A 16,880-nucleotide genomic window follows, 5' to 3' on the forward strand; every position below is an offset into this window, starting at 1 on the left:
GCGGAGCGCATCAGCCTGGCGGATGCGCCCCCAGCTTCTCCCACATCTTCTTGCTGATCTTCTGCCGATTGGCATAACCCGCCCACGGGTCCTTCTTCAAACCCTGCAAACGCTCGTGCAGGTTAGCCACCGTCCATTGTTGGGCGCTGTGCAAACTCTTCAACTCATCACGACTCACCGGTACCGATACCGGCAGGCCGGGCCGCGCCCGCACCGAGTAGGCGGCTACCGTGCTGGCGCCCCGGGCGTTGCGCAGGTAGTCGATGAAGATCTTGCCCACGCGATTCTTCGGGCCCGAAGTCGCGGTAAAGCGTTCAGGCAACTGCAGCGTCATGAACTGGGCGATGGCCTTGGCGAAGGCTTTTACCGAGTCCCAGCCATCGCGGCGCGCCAGCGGCACCACCAGGTGCAGGCCTTTGCCGCCGCTGGTCTTGACGAACGCTTCAAGCCCCAGTTCATCGAGTACCGACAAGGTCAGTTGCGCCGCTTCAAGCATGCTTTTCCACGGCAGTGCCGGGTCCGGGTCGAGGTCGAGCACAAACAGGTCCGGGGTTTCAATCTTGTCAGCGGTAGCGCCCCAGGTATGCAACTCGACGGTACCCATCTGCACGGCACCGATGAGCGCAGCCGGGCTGTCGATTTCCATCAGCCGCGCATGGCCCGGGTCCAGGGCCTGGTCCAGTTGCTTGATATTCGGGATCGCCAGGCGCTCGGAGTGCTTCTGGAAAAACTGTTCGCCGGCAATGCCTTCCGGTGCCCTGAGCAAGGATACCGGCCGGTTGCGCAGAAAGGGCAGGAGCCATTCGCTGATGCCCTCATAGAACTGTGCCAGTTGCAGTTTCTGTGTAGCGCTCTGGGCATCGATGACTCGGTCCGGATGGGTAATCCTGACCCCAGCCACGGCGCCGGTGCCCGCCGTCTTTTTGCGGGGTTTTTCCTTCAGCGATTTGGCCGTCCGCGGCTGCTCATGCACAATCTGCTCCGCCGGCTTGTCGGTGCGCAGCCCGACAAACGCCGCCTGGCGCACCACACCTTCGCGGGTCCATTCGGCAAATTGCACTTCGCCCACCAGCTGCGGCTCGACCCAGTGCACGCCGCGTGCCTGGGCACTGGTCAGGGGCTTGGCCAGCGGTGAAGTCTGGCGTTCCAGCGCCTTCAACTGTGCACTGATCTTTTTCAGCGCGGCCTGATCGAATCCGGTACCTACGCGCCCGGCATACACCAGGTCGCTGTCATCATTGACCGCCAGCAACAGCGCGCCAAACCCGCTGCGCGAACCTTGCGGGCGAGTGAACCCTACGATCACGAATTCCTGGCGCAGGCGGCACTTGAGCTTGATCCAGTCCGGGCTGCGCCTGGAAACGTACGGGCTGCCGGCACGTTTGCCGATCACGCCCTCCAGCGCCAGGTCGCAGGCACTTTCGAAGATATCCCGCTGGTTGGCAGCAAAGGACTCGGAGAAGCGCAGCAGCTTGCTCTTGCTGCGGCTAACCGCGTCCTTCAGCGCGGTGCGGCGCTCTTCGACAGCGGCTTCGCGCTGGTCGCGGCCATCGAGGAACGGCGCATCGAACAGGTAATAGACAATGTCCAGGCTGCGGCCGATATCAAAAGCGTTCTGCAGCGCCTGGAAATCCGGCAGCCCGTCGGCGTTCAGGCTGACCACCTCACCGTCAAGCCAACTGTCCTTGAGCTTCAGGGCTTCCAGGGCCTTGGCCTGGCGTGGCAGGCGATCGGTCCAGTCATGGCCATTGCGGGTGAACAGCCGAACTTCGCCATCGCGAATCCGTGCGAGGATGCGATAGCCGTCGAATTTGATCTCGTACACCCAATCGCCTTCCGGTGCACGGTCCACCAGTGTCGCCAGCTGTGGCGCGAGTTGATCGGGCAGGGCGGTTGAGGGCTTGCGCCTGGCTTTCTTCGGCGCTGCGGGCTTTTTCGCAGCCCCTACCGTTGCGTCGCTCAGCACGCTTTTCGGTTCAGCCTGGACCACATCGTAGTCAGCCACCGGGCGTGCCTCCTGATCGTTCTCCTTGATCAACAACCACTGCTCCTTGTCGCCGCTGCCCTTGAGTCGGGTGCGCACCAGCGTCCAGTCGCCTGCCAGTTTTTCGCCGATCAGGCTGAACTTCAGCTTGCCGGCCGCGTAGGCCTTGTGCGGGTCATCGTGGGGCTGCCATACACCGCGATCCCACACGATCACATCGCCAGCGCCGTATTGGCCTGCCGGAATGCTGCCCTCGAAACTGCCGTAGCCCAATGGATGATCTTCCACATGCACCGCGAGGCGCTTCTGGCTCGGGTCGAGGCTTGGGCCCTTGGGCACCGCCCAGCTTTTGAGGACGCCGTCGAGCTCCAGGCGAAAGTCATAATGCAGGTTGCGCGCATCGTGCTTTTGAATCACGAACGACAGGGCATGCGCCCGGTTCCTGGCGCGAGGCGCACTGCCGGCGGGTTCGGCGGTCACGTCGAAGTCGCGCTTGGCGTTGTATTCACTCAGGGGCTTGGCCATGGCGGTCTACCTCATGAAGCCTTGCTGGTCTTTTTCGCGGCAGGTTTCTTGGCTGCAGCCTTGGTCGCGGGCTTGCCGGCCAGGCTGCGCTTGAGCAACTCCGTCAGGTCGATCACGTCCGCAGATTTGCGCTCGTCGACACCTTCGCTGGATTCCACGTCTTCGATCTTGCCGGCCTTGGCCTTCTTCGCCACCAGCGCCATGATCTTTTCCTGGAAGCTGTCGCGGTATTCGTCCGGCTGCCAGTCGGCACTCATGTCTTCCACCAGACGCTTGGCCATGTCGAGTTCGCCCTTGGCCAATGTCGGTTTGGTCACGTCGCTGCCCAATTCCAACTCGTCCAGGCCACGCACTTCGGCAGGCCAGCGCAGCATCACCAGCACCAGCGCCGACTCCAGCGGCATCAGTGCCGCCAGGTGCTGCTTGGTGTGCAGCACCACGTTGGCCAGGGCGACCTTGCGGGTTTTCTTCAGGGTTTCGCGCAGCAGGGCATAGACCTTGCCGCCGCGCTTGTCGGGGGCCAGGAAGTAGGGCGTGTCGATGTTCTGCAACGGGATCTGGTCGCTGGCCACAAACGCGATGATTTCGATGGTCTGGGTGGACTTGGGGTGGGCCGAGCGGATTTCGTCTTCGCTGAGGATCACGTAGCGACCTTTCTCGTAGGCCACGCCCTTGACGATATTCTCCTTGGTGACTTCCTTGCCGGTGGTCTTGTTGATGCGCTTGTAACCCACCGGGTCCATGCTGCGTTTGTCCAGCCAGTCGAAGTCGACGCCCTGGGAGGACGTGGCCGAGACCAGTGACACGGGGATGTGCACCAAGCCAAAACTGATTGCGCCTTTCCAGATAGCCCGTGGCATGTCGGTATTCCTGAAGTGTGTGGTCTTCAGGTGACAGGGCGGATTCGGCAAAAGTTTCCCTGGCCAGCCGGCTGGCACCAGGGTTTCAGACAGATCGTGTTACACCTGATGAGAAACTATTTAGTTACCAAAGCCGAACCCAAGGCGTAGCGTGTTATCGAAAGCACGTATTACTTGCGCCCAGAGAGGCTTTGTCATGAACACCCGTTTGCGCAACCTTGCCGTATTGGCGTTGGGCCTGGCCTTGAGTTCGTTGGCACAGGCGCAAAACCTGCCCGGCAGCAGCAACAACCCCTACAACGGCCCCATCCACCAGGCCAACCCCAACAGCATGCAGGGCACCCAGCCCAACGCGCCGGCAGCGCGAGGCAGCTATATTCCGCCGGCACAGCGGCCGCCGACCCTGCAAAACGGCGGTATCGGCAACAGCGTCCAGCGCCGTGACGGCGCGCAGACCCCGCCGGCTATCCAGCCCAAGACTCCCACCCGTGACGCCAATGGCAATCGCGGCGATTGAGTGTGTAAAGACGACAAGGAAACCCACCGTATGCTGTTACGCAAAACCCTTCTAGCGACCTTCTGCGCCGCTGCCTTGCTGCCCCTGGCGCTGCCTGTCTCGGCGGCCGCCCCCCAACAGTTTCCCAGCGAGCAAGGGAGTATCACCGTCACCCCGATTGCCAAGGGTCTCGATCACCCGTGGGCGGTGGCGTTCCTGCCGGACAAGCAAGGCTTCCTGGTCACCGAACGTCCCGGCAACCTGCGGTTTGTCAGCCCGGAAGGCAAACTGTCCGCGCCCCTGAGTGGCGTGCCGAAGGTGTTTGCCAAAGGGCAGGGCGGCCTGCTGGACGTGGTGCTGTCGCCGGACTTCAAGGAGGACCGCCTGGTGTACCTGTCCTACGCCGAGGGCGGCGGCACGAATGGCACCGCAGGCACCGCAGTCGGGCGTGGGCGCTTGAGCGATGACCTGAGCGGCCTGCAAGACTTCAAGGTGATCCTGCGTCAGGAGCCCAAGCTGTCCACGGGCAACCACTTCGGCTCGCGGCTGGTGTTTGACCGCGATGGTTACCTGTTTGTGACCCTTGGGGAAAACAACGACCGGCCCACCGCCCAGGACCTCGACAAGCTGCAAGGCAAAGTGGTGCGGATCTTCCCGGATGGTCGTATACCGGAAGACAACCCCTTTGTCGGCCAGGAAGGCGTGAGGCCGGAAATCTGGTCCTACGGCCAGCGTAACCCCCAGGGTGCGGCACTCAACCCGTGGAGCGGCACACTCTGGGAAAACGAACACGGCCCGCGCGGCGGGGATGAGATCAATATCATTGAACGAGGGAAAAACTACGGCTGGCCGCTGGCGACCCATGGCATCAACTATTCCCTGACGCCGATTCCCGAGGCCAAGGGCAAGACAGTCGAAGGCACCGTTGCACCCCACCACGTCTGGGAAAAATCCCCGGGTGTGAGCGGCATGGCGTTCTACGACGCCGACCGGTTCAAGGCCTGGCAGCACAACGTGTTTATCGGGGCATTGGTCAGCCAGGAGTTGATTCGCTTGCAGTTCGATGGGGACAAGGTCATCCACGAAGAGCGACTGCTGGGCGGCCTGAAAGCGCGGATCCGCGATGTGCGCCAGGGCCCGGATGGTTACCTGTATGTGCTCACGGATGAAGATAACGGCGTGTTGTATCGGGTGGGTTTGAACCAGGACTGACGGATACGGCAAATACCAATGTGGGAGCGGGCTTGCTCGCGAAAGCGGTGGGTCAGTCGCTGGAGATGTTGGCTGAGCCATTGCCTTCGCGAGCAAGCCCGCTCCCACAGTTGTGTAGCGTCGAGCCTACAACCCAAGCTCCGACAACCCCGGATGCTCATCCGGACGCCGCCCCAGCGGCCAGTGGAACTTGCGCTCGCTTTCCTTGATCGGCATGTCGTTGATGCAGGCAAACCGGTTCGCCATCAAGCCGTTCTCGTCAAACTCCCAGTTCTCGTTGCCGTAGGAGCGGAACCAGTTGCCGGAGTCGTCATGCCATTCATAGGCATAGCGCACCGCAATGCGGTTGCCGGTAAACGCCCACAACTCCTTGATCAACCGATAATCCAGCTCTTTGGCCCATTTGCGGGTCAGGAAGGCCTTGGCCTCTTCGCGGTTGTGGGCGAACTCGGCGCGGTTGCGCCATTGGGTATCCAGGGTATAGGCCAGGGACACCCGTTGCGGGTCCCGGGAGTTCCAGCCGTCTTCGGCCAGGCGAACTTTCTCAATCGCCGACTCACGGGTAAACGGCGGCAACGGCGGGCGTATTTCTGCGTTGGATGACATGGGACGGCTCCTTAACAGGTTTAAAAGTCAGGTCAAAGTTGCAATAGGGTTCGCGCCATGGATTGCGCATTATCGGCAGCGGTGGTGTCGCCCATCACCAGGGCAACGGTAATGGCGCCATCAATCAGGATCAGCAGGTGCGCGGCCTGGCGTTCCGGGTCGGGGGTGCCATGTGCTTGACACAGTTCGAGGGCGTACTCGAACAGTTTCTGTTTATGGGCCTTGGCCAGTTGGCGCACCGGGTTGTGCGGGTCGCCGGTCTCGCCGCTGGTGTTGATGAAGGCGCAGCCGCGAAAGTCATCGGAGCCGAACCAGGTTTTCAACGCGCTGAACACACCCAGCAGGCGCTCGCCTGTGGTGGCGTGGTGTTCAACTTCGTTGCGCAGCCACTGCATCCAGCGCTCGTCGCGGCGTTGCAGGGCGGCAATCACCAGTTCGTCCTTGTTGGCGAAGTAGCGGTAGACGCTCTTTCTGGAGACGCCGGCGGTTTTCACCAGAAGATCCATGCCGGTGGCAGCGATGCCATTTCGGTAGATCAACTTTTCGGTAACGTCGAGGATAATGTCGCGAGTGATATCGTTCATGGAGATTACAGTAGAACGATCGTTCTCCTTGGTCAATTAATTATTTTTAACCCTGGGCGGGAAGACCTGAGCCAGCCCATGGTGTAAGCTCTGGAGTCCTTCGGATTCGACCCATTGCGAGCCCTATGCCGTCGTTATTCAAACGCTCCCTGTTGCCCAAGCTGCGCGGTTTTCCCCTCACGCCCGACGCGATCGAGGTGCTGTCCGGCGCCGCCGAGTACCGCCGTTGCCTGCTGGAGAAAATTTCCCAGGCCACCCAGCGCATCTACATCGTAGCGTTGTACCTGCAGCAGGATGAGGCGGGGCAAGAGATCTACGACGCGTTGCACGCTGCCAAGGCCGCCCGGCCCGGGCTGGATATCGTGGTGGTGGTCGACTCGCTACGGGCCCAGCGCGGTTTGATCGGCGCCGGCAAGCAGCCGGGCAACAGCGCCTGGTACCAGGCAATGACCGAGTCCCACAGCACCGAAGTGCCGGTGTATGGGGTGCCGGTGCAAACCCGCGAACTGTTCGGCGTGCTGCACCTCAAGGGCTTCGTGATCGATGACAGCGTGCTGTACAGCGGCGCCAGCCTGAATAACGTGTACCTGCACAAGTTCGACAAGTACCGCTATGACCGTTATCACCTGATCCACAACAAGGCGCTGGCCGACTCGATGCAGCACCTGGTGGAGCACGGCCTGGTGGCCGCCAAGGCGGTGCATCGCCTGGACCTGCCCAACCCGCCTACCACCCGCAGCCTGCGCAACGACATCGGCGACCTGCGCAGCCGCCTCAAACACGCGGTGTATGACACCTCGGCGGGGCAGTTGCCCAACGGCAACCTGACGGTCAGTCCGTTGCTGGGCGTGTGCAAGAACAACCCCCTGAGCCGGGTGATCTGCGAGCTGATTGCCAGCGCCCAGCACCAGCTGACTATCTGTACGCCGTACTTCAACCTGCCGCTGCCGGTGACCCGGGAAATCAACCGCGCCCTGGCCCGCGGGGTGAAGATTGACATCATTGTTGGCGACAAGACTGCCAACGACTTCTACATCCCGCCGAGCGAGCCGTTCAAGGTCATCGCCGCGCTACCGTATCTCTACGAAATAAGCCTGCGTCGCTTCGCCAAGCGCCACCAGCGCATGATCGACAGCGGCCAGCTGAACCTGCACCTGTGGCGCGACGGCGACAACACCTACCACCTCAAGGGCATGTGGGTCGACCAGCGCTACACCCTGCTGACCGGCAACAACATCAACCCACGAGCGTTTCGCCTCGACCTGGAAAACGCCTTGCTGATCGATGATCCGAAGGGGGAGTGGGTAGGGCCTCGGCGCACCGAGCTTGCCGAGATTTTCCAGCACACCTCGCGTATTGAGCGCTACCAGCAGCTGGAAACCCTGGTGGAGTACCCGGCGGCCGTCGGCAAGTTCTTGCGCCGGGTCAGCCGGGTGCGGATCGAGCGTTTGCTGTATCGGATTTTGTAGGGCCCGTGACCTTGCAGGTTAATCCGGAATCGACCTGACAAGAATGTTGTCCAAGTCGTAGCGATGGGGTTCGCTGCCTGCACTTCTTGACCAGAGTCTGATTGAGATTGGGTGAGTGCCTCCGTCCTCTTTCACGTACGGAAGAGGGACAGTCAGGCGCGTCCAGCCGGGAGACGGTGGATGTGGCCCGTATGCTTGCTCCAAGCCTCCCGCCAACACGATGATGTCCGTTTCCGATAGGGTCCGGTATTCAAAGATCACTGTGTATTCAGTGCCCTTTATGAATGAGTAGGACTTGGAGATACCCATCTCATGAACCGCATCGGATGCATTGGTGAGGTAGAACTCGTGATCGTTCCCAGGCGTCCGTGGCTCAAGCTTTGCGGTGTCTGGGCGGTCCGGGTGCCAGCCATTCCAATTTCTGTCAGTAAATGTCGTCAAGTCATTCAGGTCGTCGCTCATGGTGCTTGTCTCCAGAAAAGGTAGGTGGCCTCAGCTAATGCTGTGGCCACGCGCTTTATCAGAGGCTTTTCAGGGATGGACGTCTACTGTCAGAAATAACAGGTAGCTCAACCTGGGGTGTTACCTGGTTGCCGTGCCGCCGGCCAGCACGCGATCAATAGCAGCAGCGCCGCCGCCACCAAGTAGGGCAGGCGAGGTTCGATCGCGTAGATCAAGGTCCCGGCCAACGGCCCGACCACCACGCCCAGGCCTTGGGCCGCACCCACCGAACCTGCCGTGGCGCCTTGCTCCGACGCATCCACCGCATTCGCCGCCAGCGCCGCGAAAGACGGGAAGATCCAGCCCATGCCGGCCGCGGACACAAAAAAGCACAGCCACAGGATCCAGGCCGTATCAGCGAACATGCTGCCGGCAAATCCCAGGGCTGACACCACCGCACCGATGCGAATCATCCGCAGCGGCGGCCACTCCAGTTTGCGCACTACCAGTTGCGAACAGATCAACGCCAGCCCGACCATGGTCAGGGCGATACCGGCAGTTTGTGCCGCATCGGCCGGGTTCATCTTCAAGCGATCCAACGCGAAAAACCCCACGGTTATCTGCGCGATCGACACACACAGCATCGCGACAAACGCCACCACCAACGGTCGACGCAGGCGTGGGTCCGAGAGGTTGACCGGCTTGGGCGGCTGCTTGAGGTGCAGCTCCTGGCGCGGCAATTTGGCCAGCAGCAACAAGAATCCCAACAGCGGTAACACCGCCATCGCATAAAACGGCAGGCTCAGGCTGTGACGCGCCAACAGCGCAGCAATCGCCGGGCCCAGCACCAGGCCGCAGGCGTTGGCGGCGCCCAGGGAAGCCATGGCCTTGGCGCGGTGCTCAGGCTCAATGTTGTCGGCCACCAGCGCATAGCCGCCCACCGGTATCGCAGCGTAGAACACGCCGATCAGGCCACGACCCAGAATCAGCCCGATAAACGCCAACATGGCCGATGGCAGCAGTTGCAGGGACGCATCGATAAACACGCACAGCGCCCAGTAGGCCAGGGTGAAACCACCGGTGCCCAGCAGCAGCACACGGCGCCGGCCCAGTCGGTCACTGGCCTGGCCCCATGGACGAGCCAGAAGCATCCAGATCACCCCGGACACGGTGACCGCCGCACCTGCCTGCCAGGTGGCCAGGCCAAGCACCCGAGCGATCGGGCCAATCAGCGAGACAAATGCCATCATCGCCATGGTGCAGGCCATGTTGGCCAACAGCAGCGGCCTCAGGTTGAATGGGCGGTCAGTGTGCAAAGTCGCGAGTGCAGCGTCTTGGGAGCTGTTCATCGGTTATCCAAGGGCAGGAGAAAAGGGCAGTCGTGCATCCACCATCACCAGCGGGCGGCCATGCACCTGTTCCAGGCGGCCACTCACACCATAGACGTTTTTCAGCAACGCCTGATTGATCACCACTTGCGGTGGCCCGGCAGCGGCCAACTGACCGTTGTGCAACACCACCACCTGATCACTGAAGCCCAGGGCGAGGTTGATGTCGTGCACCACCACCAGGGTGATCAGGTTGCGTTCGCGGGTGGCCTGGGTGATGGCTTCCACCACCTGGCACTGGTGATACAGGTCCAGGGCGCTGGTGGGTTCGTCCAGCAGCAACACCCGAGGCTGGCGCACCAGGGCCTGGGCCAGGCCCACCAGTTGGCGCTGGCCACCGGAAAGTGCATCGATCGGGCGGTCGGCGAGGGCGGTCAGGTCGAGGTCGGCGAGGATTTTTTCCACGCCCTTGAGCACCGTCGGGCTCGGCCGCCCAGGCGCAAAACCCGCGCCGCGATGGCCGGCCATGGCCGCACTCAGTACCGCTTCGAAGGCGCACAGGCGCGTACGCTCCGGCAGGCTCTGAGGCAGGTACACCACTTGTTGCGCGCGCTCGACTTGCGGCAGGCGATTGAGATCGACACCCTCCAGCCAGATCTGGCCGTGCGCCTTGTGCAGTCCGGCGATGCCACGCAACAAGGTCGACTTGCCGGCAGCGTTGGGGCCGATCAGCGCGGTGATGGTGCCGGGCAGCAACGCCGGCAGATGAATGTCCTGCAGCACGCTGCGACTGCCGTAGTGCATGCTCAATGCTTGTGTGCTTAATCCGGTCACAGAGCACCTCGGCGGTTACGCATCACAATCGCCATGAAAAACGGAATTCCCACCAGTGCGGTGACAATCCCCACCGGAATCAACACGCCGGGCATCAATGCCTTGCTGGCAATCGACGCCATCGACAGGATCAAGCCACCGCTGAGCACGCTCGCTGGCAGGAACAAGCGGTGATCTTCACCCACCAACAGCCGCGCGATATGCGGAGCAATCAGCCCGATAAAACCGATAGTGCCGACAAACGAAACCGCCAGCGCCGACAGCAGGCTGATGCGCAGCAACGACAGCACCCGCAGGCGGCCGACATCAATCCCGAAACTGCGGGCGCGTTCCTCGCCCAGGGTCAGGGCAGTCAACGCCCAACTCTGACGCAGGGAAAACGGCAGGCACAGCAGCAACGCCGCAGCGAGGATCGCGAGCTTTTCCCAGGACGCCCGGGCCAGGCTGCCCAGGGTCCAGAACACCAGTTGCTGAAGGCTGTCCTGGCTCGCCACAAACTGCAGCAGTGCCACCAGCGCATTGAACGCAAACACCAGGGCAATCCCGAACAGCACCAGGCTCTCCACACCAAACCCACGCCAGCGTGCCAACAGATACAGCAATGCCACCGATGCCAGTGCGAACAGAAAGGCGTTGGCCGAAATCAGGTACTGCGCCGGCACGCCAGGAATGCCCATCCCGAGCACAATGGCCAGGGCTGCACCGAAGGCGGCGGCGGCGGAAACGCCGAGGGTGAACGGGCTGGCCAGCGGGTTATCCAGCACCGTCTGCATTTCGGCGCCGGCCAGGGCCAGTGCCGCGCCCACCAGTACCGCCATCAACGCGTAAGGCAGGCGCACATTCCATACGATCACCGCCTCCACCCGCGGCATCGAAGCCGGGTCCCACAGCACTTGCAACAGGCGCGTCAGGCTCATGCCGGAAGGCCCGGTGGTGATGTCCACCGCCAGGGAAACCACCAATGCCAACGCCAGCGCCGACAACAGCAATACCCGTCGTCCATGGCGGTGGCGATAGCGCTCACCTGCGCCATCGGCGCTCGCACAGGCTTGCACCTGCGTCACGGCACAAGGCTCGTGGTGAATACGCCGCTGGCCGGAATTGGCATAAAGCGCCGGTACAATTCGGCTCGGGTCTGTTCCGGATCCAGGTCGGCGAACAACTCAGGATGCAGCCACTTGGCCAGGGCCTGCACTGCGATCAAGTGTTCCGGCGAGTCATAGAAAATATGCCAGAGGCCATGCACGTTGCCTTCACGTACCGCCCGCAGTTCATTCAGCGGCGCGCGCTGGGACACTTGCTTGAGGCTGTCGTTGGCCTGCTGCGGCGTGGCCGAATAGCCGAGGGTCACACCGCCCTGGCCGTGGCCGAATACGCCGGTGGCGACGTACACATCCGGATCGCTGGACAGAATGTATTCGACGTTCAATGTGCCGATCGGGCCGGGAATGCGCCCGTCGGCGATGTTCCGGCCACCCGCGAGCTTGATCATTTCCCCGAAGTTGCCGGTGCCCGGCGAACCACAGCAATCCTGCAGGCCGGCGAGCATGTCGATGAAGATCTTCGGCCGTTTTACCGTCCCGGCCTTGGCCAGGGTATCGGTGACCTTGGCCAGCGAGGCCTGGTAAAACGCGATGTAGTCCTCGGCTTGTTGATTACGGTCCAGAGCCTTGCCCAGCAGGCGCATGCTCGGCACCGTGTTGCTCAGCGGATGGTCGCTGAAGTCGACGAAAATCACCGCCACGCCGGCCGCTTCCAGCTGCTTGACCGCCTCGCTGTCGGGGCTCGGGCCATGGCCGCCGCTCAAGGCCATGATCGCCAGGTCCGGGTGTACCGCCAGGGCCTTTTCCACACTGAAGGTTTCGGCGGAGGTGCCGCCTACCAACGGTACGTTGTCGGCTTCGGGAAAGTGCTTCTGGAACGCGGCGTAACCCTGCACGTCCAGGCCGCGAAAATCCCCTTGCCAGCCGGCGATGCGGGTAAACGGGTTCTTGCCTTCAAGGAGCGACAGCGAGTAGATCATCCGGCCTTCACCCAGCAGGATATGCGAGACCTTGTCCGGTACGTCGACCTTGCGCCCCGCCAGGTCGGTGACGGTGTGGGCGCAGGCCAGGCCGCTCATTAACAGGCCAAGACCGAGCAGCAGGCCGCGTTGCAACAACAGAGGGTGTTTCATGAACAATTTCCTTGAACAGTTGGGCGCACGTGGCGGACGCGTTTGCGCCACCACAACAACAGCCCGGTGAGATAGAGCAGCGGCAATGCCAGGCCGCAAAGAAAGGCCAGGGCCGCGCCGGGCAACCCGAGCAACAGGTGGCCGTGGGCGGCGGAGAACAGCGGTTTGATCGCGGCGGGGTTGGCGAAGAACCAGTCGGGCCGGGCCAGCCAGGCGCCGCTGCCGGCAATCACCGCCAACGGCAGGCACAGCCAGGCGGCTGCGACGTTGTGCCATTCCCGCAGGCGGCGCAGGCCCTGGCTGCCCGGGCGCAAGCTGGCGGCTTTCCACCAGCTGCGCCGCCCCGGCCACCACAGGTACAGGCCGCTGCCCACCGAGCCCAGCAGCACCAGGCCACAGGCAAACAGGGCGACGGCGCCAATGGGCGGCGGCAACAGCAGTGCCCGGTGCAGCGCCACCAGCTTCGCCAGCCACAGGTCATCGAACACAAAAAATGCCCGTGGCTCGGCACTGTAGGGATCGATCATCGCAATGCCGATGCCGGGCCGATCCTCCAGGGCTCCGAAGACGATCGCGTTGTCCGATTCCAGGAAACCCTGGCGCGGTTTTGCGGCGCCAAAGACTTTCTGAAATTGCGGGTAGGCACCCAGTGCCGCGCTGATCCACTGCGCGTCATCCAGCAGTGCGCCGTGTTCAACCGGAGCCAGGTCCAAGGCCTGGCTGCCGACCTCCCAGCGCAGTATCGGCCCCTTGAGTTCCAGCAGCGCACCGCTCAAGCCAATCAGCGCCAGCAGCAGGCCGACGCTCAGCGCCAGCCATCGATGCACACGAAGCCACCACCCACGCATGGCAGTTACCAGCGATAGCGCAGGCTGGCGATGACACTGCGGTCATACCCGGCACTGCAGCTGGAGAGGGAGCAGCCTTCGTAATAGTGCTTGTCGGTCAGGTTGGTGGCATTCACCGCCAGGCGCAGGCCCTTGGCCGCCGGGATCAGCTTGTCGAAATCGTAGTGCACCGCCGCGTCGAGCAAGGTGTAGGAGGGCACGCTCACAGTGTTGGCAGCATCGGCCTCGGTGGAACCGATATAGCGTACGCCGACGCCAAATCCGAGCCCGGTGAGCGGGCCAAAGGGCAGGGTGTAGTCAGCCCACAACGACGCCATTTTTTCCGGGGTGTCGGTGGGGCGGTTGCCTTTTTCCAGCGGGTTGTTGCTCTTGCTGACTTCGGCGTCGTTGTAGGTCAGGGTTGCCAGCAGGTCCAGGCCCTTGGCGAGGCTGGCCTTGCCTTCCAGCTCCACGCCGCGCACGTTGACCTCACCGGTCTGCACGCTGTTCAGCGGGTTGCTCGGGTCGGTGGTCTTGACGTTCTGCTGGGTCAGGTCGAACAGCGACAGGGTGATGTAGCTGTCGATCCCGGGCGGCTGGTACTTGATGCCGACTTCCGACTGCTTGGCGGTGCTCGGTTTGAAGCTGGTGCCGTAGAAATCAGTGCCGAGCACCGGGTCGAACGAGGTGGCGTAGCTGATGTACGGCGACAGGCCGTTGTCGGCCAGGTAAACGAGGCCTGCACGGTAGGTGAACTTGTTGTCGTCCTGCTTCTGCCCGGTGTCGGTCAGGCGGTTGTCGGTGCGCGCACTCGAATGATCCTGGCGACCGCCGACGGTCAGTACCCAACGGTCGTTGAACGTCATCTGCTGCTGGGCGTAGAGCCCGGTCTGGTCGGCGCGCTGCAAGGTGCTGGCGAACGGGGTGTTCGGCGCGAACACACCCCCGTGCACCGGGTTGTAGATGTCGATCGACGATGCCGCGCCGCCGTTGAGGTAATAGTCTTCACGGGTGCGCCGGTAATCGACCCCCAGCAGCGACACCATCTGCACCTCGCCAAGGTTCCAGCGGGCCTGGGCATTGTTGTCCAGGGAGTACACGTCGCCGACGATGCGGAAGCGGTAGGCCGACCGGTTCAAGGTGCGCAGGTCCGGCGCCAGGGACATGCCGCTGGCGGTGTTGGTCAGCAGGTTGACGTGGCCATAACGTGCGCTGGAATTCAGGCTCCACACATCGTTGATCCGGTGCTCCAACAGGTAGCCCAGCGAGTATTGCGTGCGGCCGTTGTCCAGGCCGGGTTCGTCGAGAAAGACGTTGTGTTTGACCTTGCCATTCGGGTTCGGCTTGAGCGTGCCCACCGTCGGCAGGAACACCCGGGGCGCGCCGAATTCATCCTCCGAGTAATCGGCCAGTACGGTCAGGCTGGTGTCGTCGTTCGGCCGCCAGGTAAACGACGGCGCGATGAAGGTTTTGTCGTCCTTGATGTGATCGAACTGGGTGCCGCTGCTGCGCTCCAGGCCCACCAGCCGATAGAGGAATTGCCTCTGGTCATCCAGTGGCCCGCTGAAGTCGAACTGGCCCTGGGCGCGGTCGAAACTGCCGCCCTGGAGCTGCACTTCATGGAACGACTGGTCCAGTGGCCGCTTGCTGATCTGGTTGACCACGCCGCCCGGTGCGTTCTGGCCGAACAACACCGAGGCCGGGCCCTTGAGCACGTCGATGCGTTCCAGGCCATAGGCTTCGGCTTTTGGCCAGGCCTGGGTGGTGGTGCCACGTAAGCCGTCGCGCAACATGCCGGTGCTGGTCACGTCGAAGCCGCGAATCGAGAGGTTGTCGAAGCGCTGGCTGGCGGCGGTAGTGTTGGCCTGCACGCCGGCCGTGTAGCGCAACGCTTCGCTCACCGATTGCACTTGCTGCGCGTCCATCTGGTCGCGGGTCACTACGGAGATCGACTGGGGGATTTCATTGAGCGCGGTGTCGGTCTTGGTCCCGCTGAGGCTACGCTTGGCCACGTAGCCGGCCTGTTGTCCGGTGGGGCTGTCGGCTTGGGTCCCGGTGACCACGCTGCTGTCGAGCACCAGGGCGTGATCGGTGTCCGCCTCGGCGGCCTGCACAAGGTTCATCTGGGTCAGCGACAGGCCCAGGGCAACGCCATGGATCAGGGTTGCCAAGGGCTTGCGACTGGTTTTCAAGTGCGGGACTGCGGTATCGACTGGCAAACCTGGGGTGTCTCGGTACAGAACGCGGGTGCCCATGCTTCACTCCATGATGAGGTGTTCAATGCGAATGCAAACGTATCTCATCCAGGCGTTGTGACGCAGGACTATTGCTTTGGGTCGAGCGATCATTTCTTTCGTTTGCGGGGCAGGGCGGAACTTTCACAACCCGTCAGCGCAACGCCTTGGGCGAAACCCCGAAACGCTTGCGAAACGCCGTGGAGAAATGCGCCGGGCTGTAACCCACGCGGTACGCGGCGCTGGACACATTGGTCTCACCGCTGGCGAGCAGGCGATAGGCTTCGGCCAGGCGCTGTTCCTGCAAGTACACATAGACACTGGTGCCGAATACCTGACGAAAGCCCGCGGTCAATTTGCGCGGGTTGAGGCCGACTGCGCGAGACAGCTCGGCCAATGACGGCGAAGCCTGCAACGAACCGAGCAACAGGTCGCGGGCGGCATGAATGCGTTCGATGTCCGCTGAGTTGCAATGGGCGTCCTGCACCGGGCGCGACTCGGTTTGCGCGAGAATTCCCTCCACCCCCAGCGCTGTCAGCTCCAGGGCCTTGCCGCCCAGATAGAAGGAGCGGGCAGGGCCCTGCAACGGGCAGGTGAAAATCTGTTGGGCAAGGGCGAGCAACGGTTTGCTCGCGGGCTGGCAGAACATCATCGGCCCGCCGCCGCGTTTATCCAGCAGGCGCTCAGGCTCAAGGCCGACGCTGCGGATCGACGGGAAATCCAGCTGCACGGTGGTGTAGCGCACCGGCACACCACTGGCGAACAGGTGATCGCCACAATGTTCACCCTGGTTGGCCACGGCGCACAGGGTCGGCCCGCGAATCTCCACTTCCTGCTGGCCTTCGACCCGGCAATTGAGCTGGCCGCTGAGCACCAGGATGATCTTCAAACCTTGCCACAGCGGCTCTTGCATCCACATCTGGCTGTCCATCAACACAGTCCCGGCGGACAGGGTGATTTCCGGCACGACGGTGGCGGCACCCGTGTTCAAAGTGTTGGGAAAATTGAGGGTGAAATCCCTTTGGGTCGGTAGCGGCGCAGCGTGTGGGCTGAGCATGGCGGACTCCCTGTGAACCGGAAAAGAGGGGCATACGCTAGCAGGAAATTTCTTACCTGTAATTAAGAATGATTATCCTTTAGCCGAAAGCCCGGACCACGCCTCATCGCTGCAGGCCGCAGAAACTCACGCTGTAGCGCAATCAAAAGAAAAAGCCGCGCAAACGAATGTCCTGCCGGTTGCCGTGCTGCGGCTTTTGCCTATTAATAATCACTCTCATTTCCGCAGCCCTTGGCGACTCATGGAT

The 16,880-nt window shown here is 62.4% G+C and carries 15 protein-coding genes; 3 read left to right on the top strand and 12 right to left on the bottom strand.

Annotated elements, in window-relative coordinates; all coding sequences use genetic code 11:
• Positions 1-10 precede the first annotated feature (10 nt).
• A complete protein-coding gene (gene ligD / locus ACIOMR_RS08780) occupies positions 11-2,509 on the bottom strand; it encodes a DNA ligase D (protein ID WP_401193507.1) in 2,499 nt (832 codons plus the stop codon).
• 11 nt (positions 2,510-2,520) lie between these two features.
• A complete protein-coding gene (locus ACIOMR_RS08785; RefSeq protein WP_003218456.1) occupies positions 2,521-3,369 on the bottom strand; it encodes a Ku protein in 849 nt (282 codons plus the stop codon).
• A 196-nt stretch (positions 3,370-3,565) separates the two neighbouring features.
• Here ACIOMR_RS08785 and ACIOMR_RS08790 point away from each other — a divergent pair, with 196 nt between their 5' ends.
• Both ACIOMR_RS08790 and ACIOMR_RS08795 read left to right on the top strand, forming a co-directional pair.
• A complete protein-coding gene (locus ACIOMR_RS08790; RefSeq protein WP_177019840.1) occupies positions 3,566-3,886 on the top strand; it encodes a hypothetical protein in 321 nt (106 codons plus the stop codon).
• A gap of 30 nt (positions 3,887-3,916) precedes the next feature.
• Positions 3,917-5,077, top strand: a complete 1,161-nt coding sequence (locus tag ACIOMR_RS08795) for a PQQ-dependent sugar dehydrogenase (RefSeq protein WP_401193511.1) — start codon at positions 3,917-3,919, stop codon at positions 5,075-5,077.
• A 126-nt stretch (positions 5,078-5,203) separates the two neighbouring features.
• Here the strand turns inward: ACIOMR_RS08795 and ACIOMR_RS08800 are convergent, their stop codons facing one another.
• On the bottom strand, positions 5,204-5,683 hold the full coding sequence (locus ACIOMR_RS08800) for a nuclear transport factor 2 family protein (RefSeq protein WP_008436190.1): 480 nt from the start codon (positions 5,681-5,683) through the stop codon (positions 5,204-5,206).
• 32 nt (positions 5,684-5,715) lie between these two features.
• Complete coding sequence (locus ACIOMR_RS08805; protein ID WP_178913045.1) at positions 5,716-6,267, bottom strand: TetR/AcrR family transcriptional regulator; 552 nt, start codon at positions 6,265-6,267, stop codon at positions 5,716-5,718.
• 125 nt (positions 6,268-6,392) lie between these two features.
• On the opposite strand from ACIOMR_RS08805, the gene pssA reads away from it, so the two are divergent.
• Positions 6,393-7,736: a CDP-diacylglycerol--serine O-phosphatidyltransferase gene (pssA, locus tag ACIOMR_RS08810; protein WP_102369150.1), complete on the top strand. Its 1,344-nt coding sequence runs from the start codon at positions 6,393-6,395 to the stop codon at positions 7,734-7,736.
• 18 nt (positions 7,737-7,754) lie between these two features.
• Here the strand turns inward: pssA and ACIOMR_RS08815 are convergent, their stop codons facing one another.
• The 8 genes from ACIOMR_RS08815 to ACIOMR_RS08850 form a co-directional block, all read right to left on the bottom strand.
• Entirely contained in the window at positions 7,755-8,198 is a 444-nt protein-coding gene (locus ACIOMR_RS08815) for a hypothetical protein (protein WP_008436193.1), read from the bottom strand.
• A 107-nt stretch (positions 8,199-8,305) separates the two neighbouring features.
• Complete coding sequence (locus ACIOMR_RS08820; protein ID WP_003218442.1) at positions 8,306-9,526, bottom strand: MFS transporter; 1,221 nt, start codon at positions 9,524-9,526, stop codon at positions 8,306-8,308.
• 3 nt (positions 9,527-9,529) lie between these two features.
• Complete coding sequence (locus ACIOMR_RS08825) at positions 9,530-10,309, bottom strand: ABC transporter ATP-binding protein (RefSeq protein WP_003218440.1); 780 nt, start codon at positions 10,307-10,309, stop codon at positions 9,530-9,532.
• A gap of 26 nt (positions 10,310-10,335) precedes the next feature.
• Positions 10,336-11,403, bottom strand: a complete 1,068-nt coding sequence (locus ACIOMR_RS08830; protein ID WP_023658859.1) for an iron ABC transporter permease — start codon at positions 11,401-11,403, stop codon at positions 10,336-10,338.
• On the bottom strand, positions 11,400-12,515 hold the full coding sequence (locus ACIOMR_RS08835) for an ABC transporter substrate-binding protein (RefSeq protein ID WP_003218435.1): 1,116 nt from the start codon (positions 12,513-12,515) through the stop codon (positions 11,400-11,402). The genes ACIOMR_RS08830 and ACIOMR_RS08835 overlap by 4 nt, the downstream gene beginning before the upstream one ends.
• On the bottom strand, positions 12,512-13,363 hold the full coding sequence (locus ACIOMR_RS08840) for a PepSY domain-containing protein (RefSeq protein ID WP_003218433.1): 852 nt from the start codon (positions 13,361-13,363) through the stop codon (positions 12,512-12,514). The genes ACIOMR_RS08835 and ACIOMR_RS08840 overlap by 4 nt, the downstream gene beginning before the upstream one ends.
• Positions 13,364-13,368: 5 nt before the next feature.
• Positions 13,369-15,597: a TonB-dependent siderophore receptor gene (locus ACIOMR_RS08845; protein WP_401193519.1), complete on the bottom strand. Its 2,229-nt coding sequence runs from the start codon at positions 15,595-15,597 to the stop codon at positions 13,369-13,371.
• 133 nt (positions 15,598-15,730) lie between these two features.
• Positions 15,731-16,633 (bottom strand): AraC family transcriptional regulator, encoded by a 903-nt coding sequence (locus ACIOMR_RS08850; protein WP_003218429.1) that lies wholly within the window; start codon positions 16,631-16,633, stop codon positions 15,731-15,733.
• Positions 16,634-16,880 lie beyond the last annotated feature (247 nt).

Source organism: Pseudomonas sp. NPDC087814 (genome assembly GCF_044742865.1).
In the GTDB taxonomy this organism is placed as follows: domain Bacteria; phylum Pseudomonadota; class Gammaproteobacteria; order Pseudomonadales; family Pseudomonadaceae; genus Aquipseudomonas.

What these genes read in the sequence shown, in the direction of transcription:
- ligD (WP_401193507.1), bottom strand. Translation starts at nt 2,509, where the DNA reads ATGGCCAAGCCCCTGAGTGAATACAACGCCAAGCGCGACTTCGACGTG.
- ACIOMR_RS08825 (WP_003218440.1), bottom strand. Translation starts at nt 10,309, where the DNA reads ATGCACTACGGCAGTCGCAGCGTGCTGCAGGACATTCATCTGCCGGCG.
- ACIOMR_RS08835 (WP_003218435.1), bottom strand. Translation starts at nt 12,515, where the DNA reads ATGAAACACCCTCTGTTGTTGCAACGCGGCCTGCTGCTCGGTCTTGGC.
- ACIOMR_RS08820 (WP_003218442.1), bottom strand. Translation starts at nt 9,526, where the DNA reads ATGAACAGCTCCCAAGACGCTGCACTCGCGACTTTGCACACTGACCGC.
- ACIOMR_RS08850 (WP_003218429.1), bottom strand. Translation starts at nt 16,633, where the DNA reads ATGCTCAGCCCACACGCTGCGCCGCTACCGACCCAAAGGGATTTCACC.
- ACIOMR_RS08845 (WP_401193519.1), bottom strand. Translation starts at nt 15,597, where the DNA reads ATGGGCACCCGCGTTCTGTACCGAGACACCCCAGGTTTGCCAGTCGAT.
- ACIOMR_RS08785 (WP_003218456.1), bottom strand. Translation starts at nt 3,369, where the DNA reads ATGCCACGGGCTATCTGGAAAGGCGCAATCAGTTTTGGCTTGGTGCAC.
- ACIOMR_RS08800 (WP_008436190.1), bottom strand. Translation starts at nt 5,683, where the DNA reads ATGTCATCCAACGCAGAAATACGCCCGCCGTTGCCGCCGTTTACCCGT.
- ACIOMR_RS08790 (WP_177019840.1), top strand. Translation starts at nt 3,566, where the DNA reads ATGAACACCCGTTTGCGCAACCTTGCCGTATTGGCGTTGGGCCTGGCC.
- ACIOMR_RS08840 (WP_003218433.1), bottom strand. Translation starts at nt 13,363, where the DNA reads ATGCGTGGGTGGTGGCTTCGTGTGCATCGATGGCTGGCGCTGAGCGTC.
- ACIOMR_RS08815 (WP_008436193.1), bottom strand. Translation starts at nt 8,198, where the DNA reads ATGAGCGACGACCTGAATGACTTGACGACATTTACTGACAGAAATTGG.
- ACIOMR_RS08795 (WP_401193511.1), top strand. Translation starts at nt 3,917, where the DNA reads ATGCTGTTACGCAAAACCCTTCTAGCGACCTTCTGCGCCGCTGCCTTG.
- ACIOMR_RS08805 (WP_178913045.1), bottom strand. Translation starts at nt 6,267, where the DNA reads ATGAACGATATCACTCGCGACATTATCCTCGACGTTACCGAAAAGTTG.
- pssA (WP_102369150.1), top strand. Translation starts at nt 6,393, where the DNA reads ATGCCGTCGTTATTCAAACGCTCCCTGTTGCCCAAGCTGCGCGGTTTT.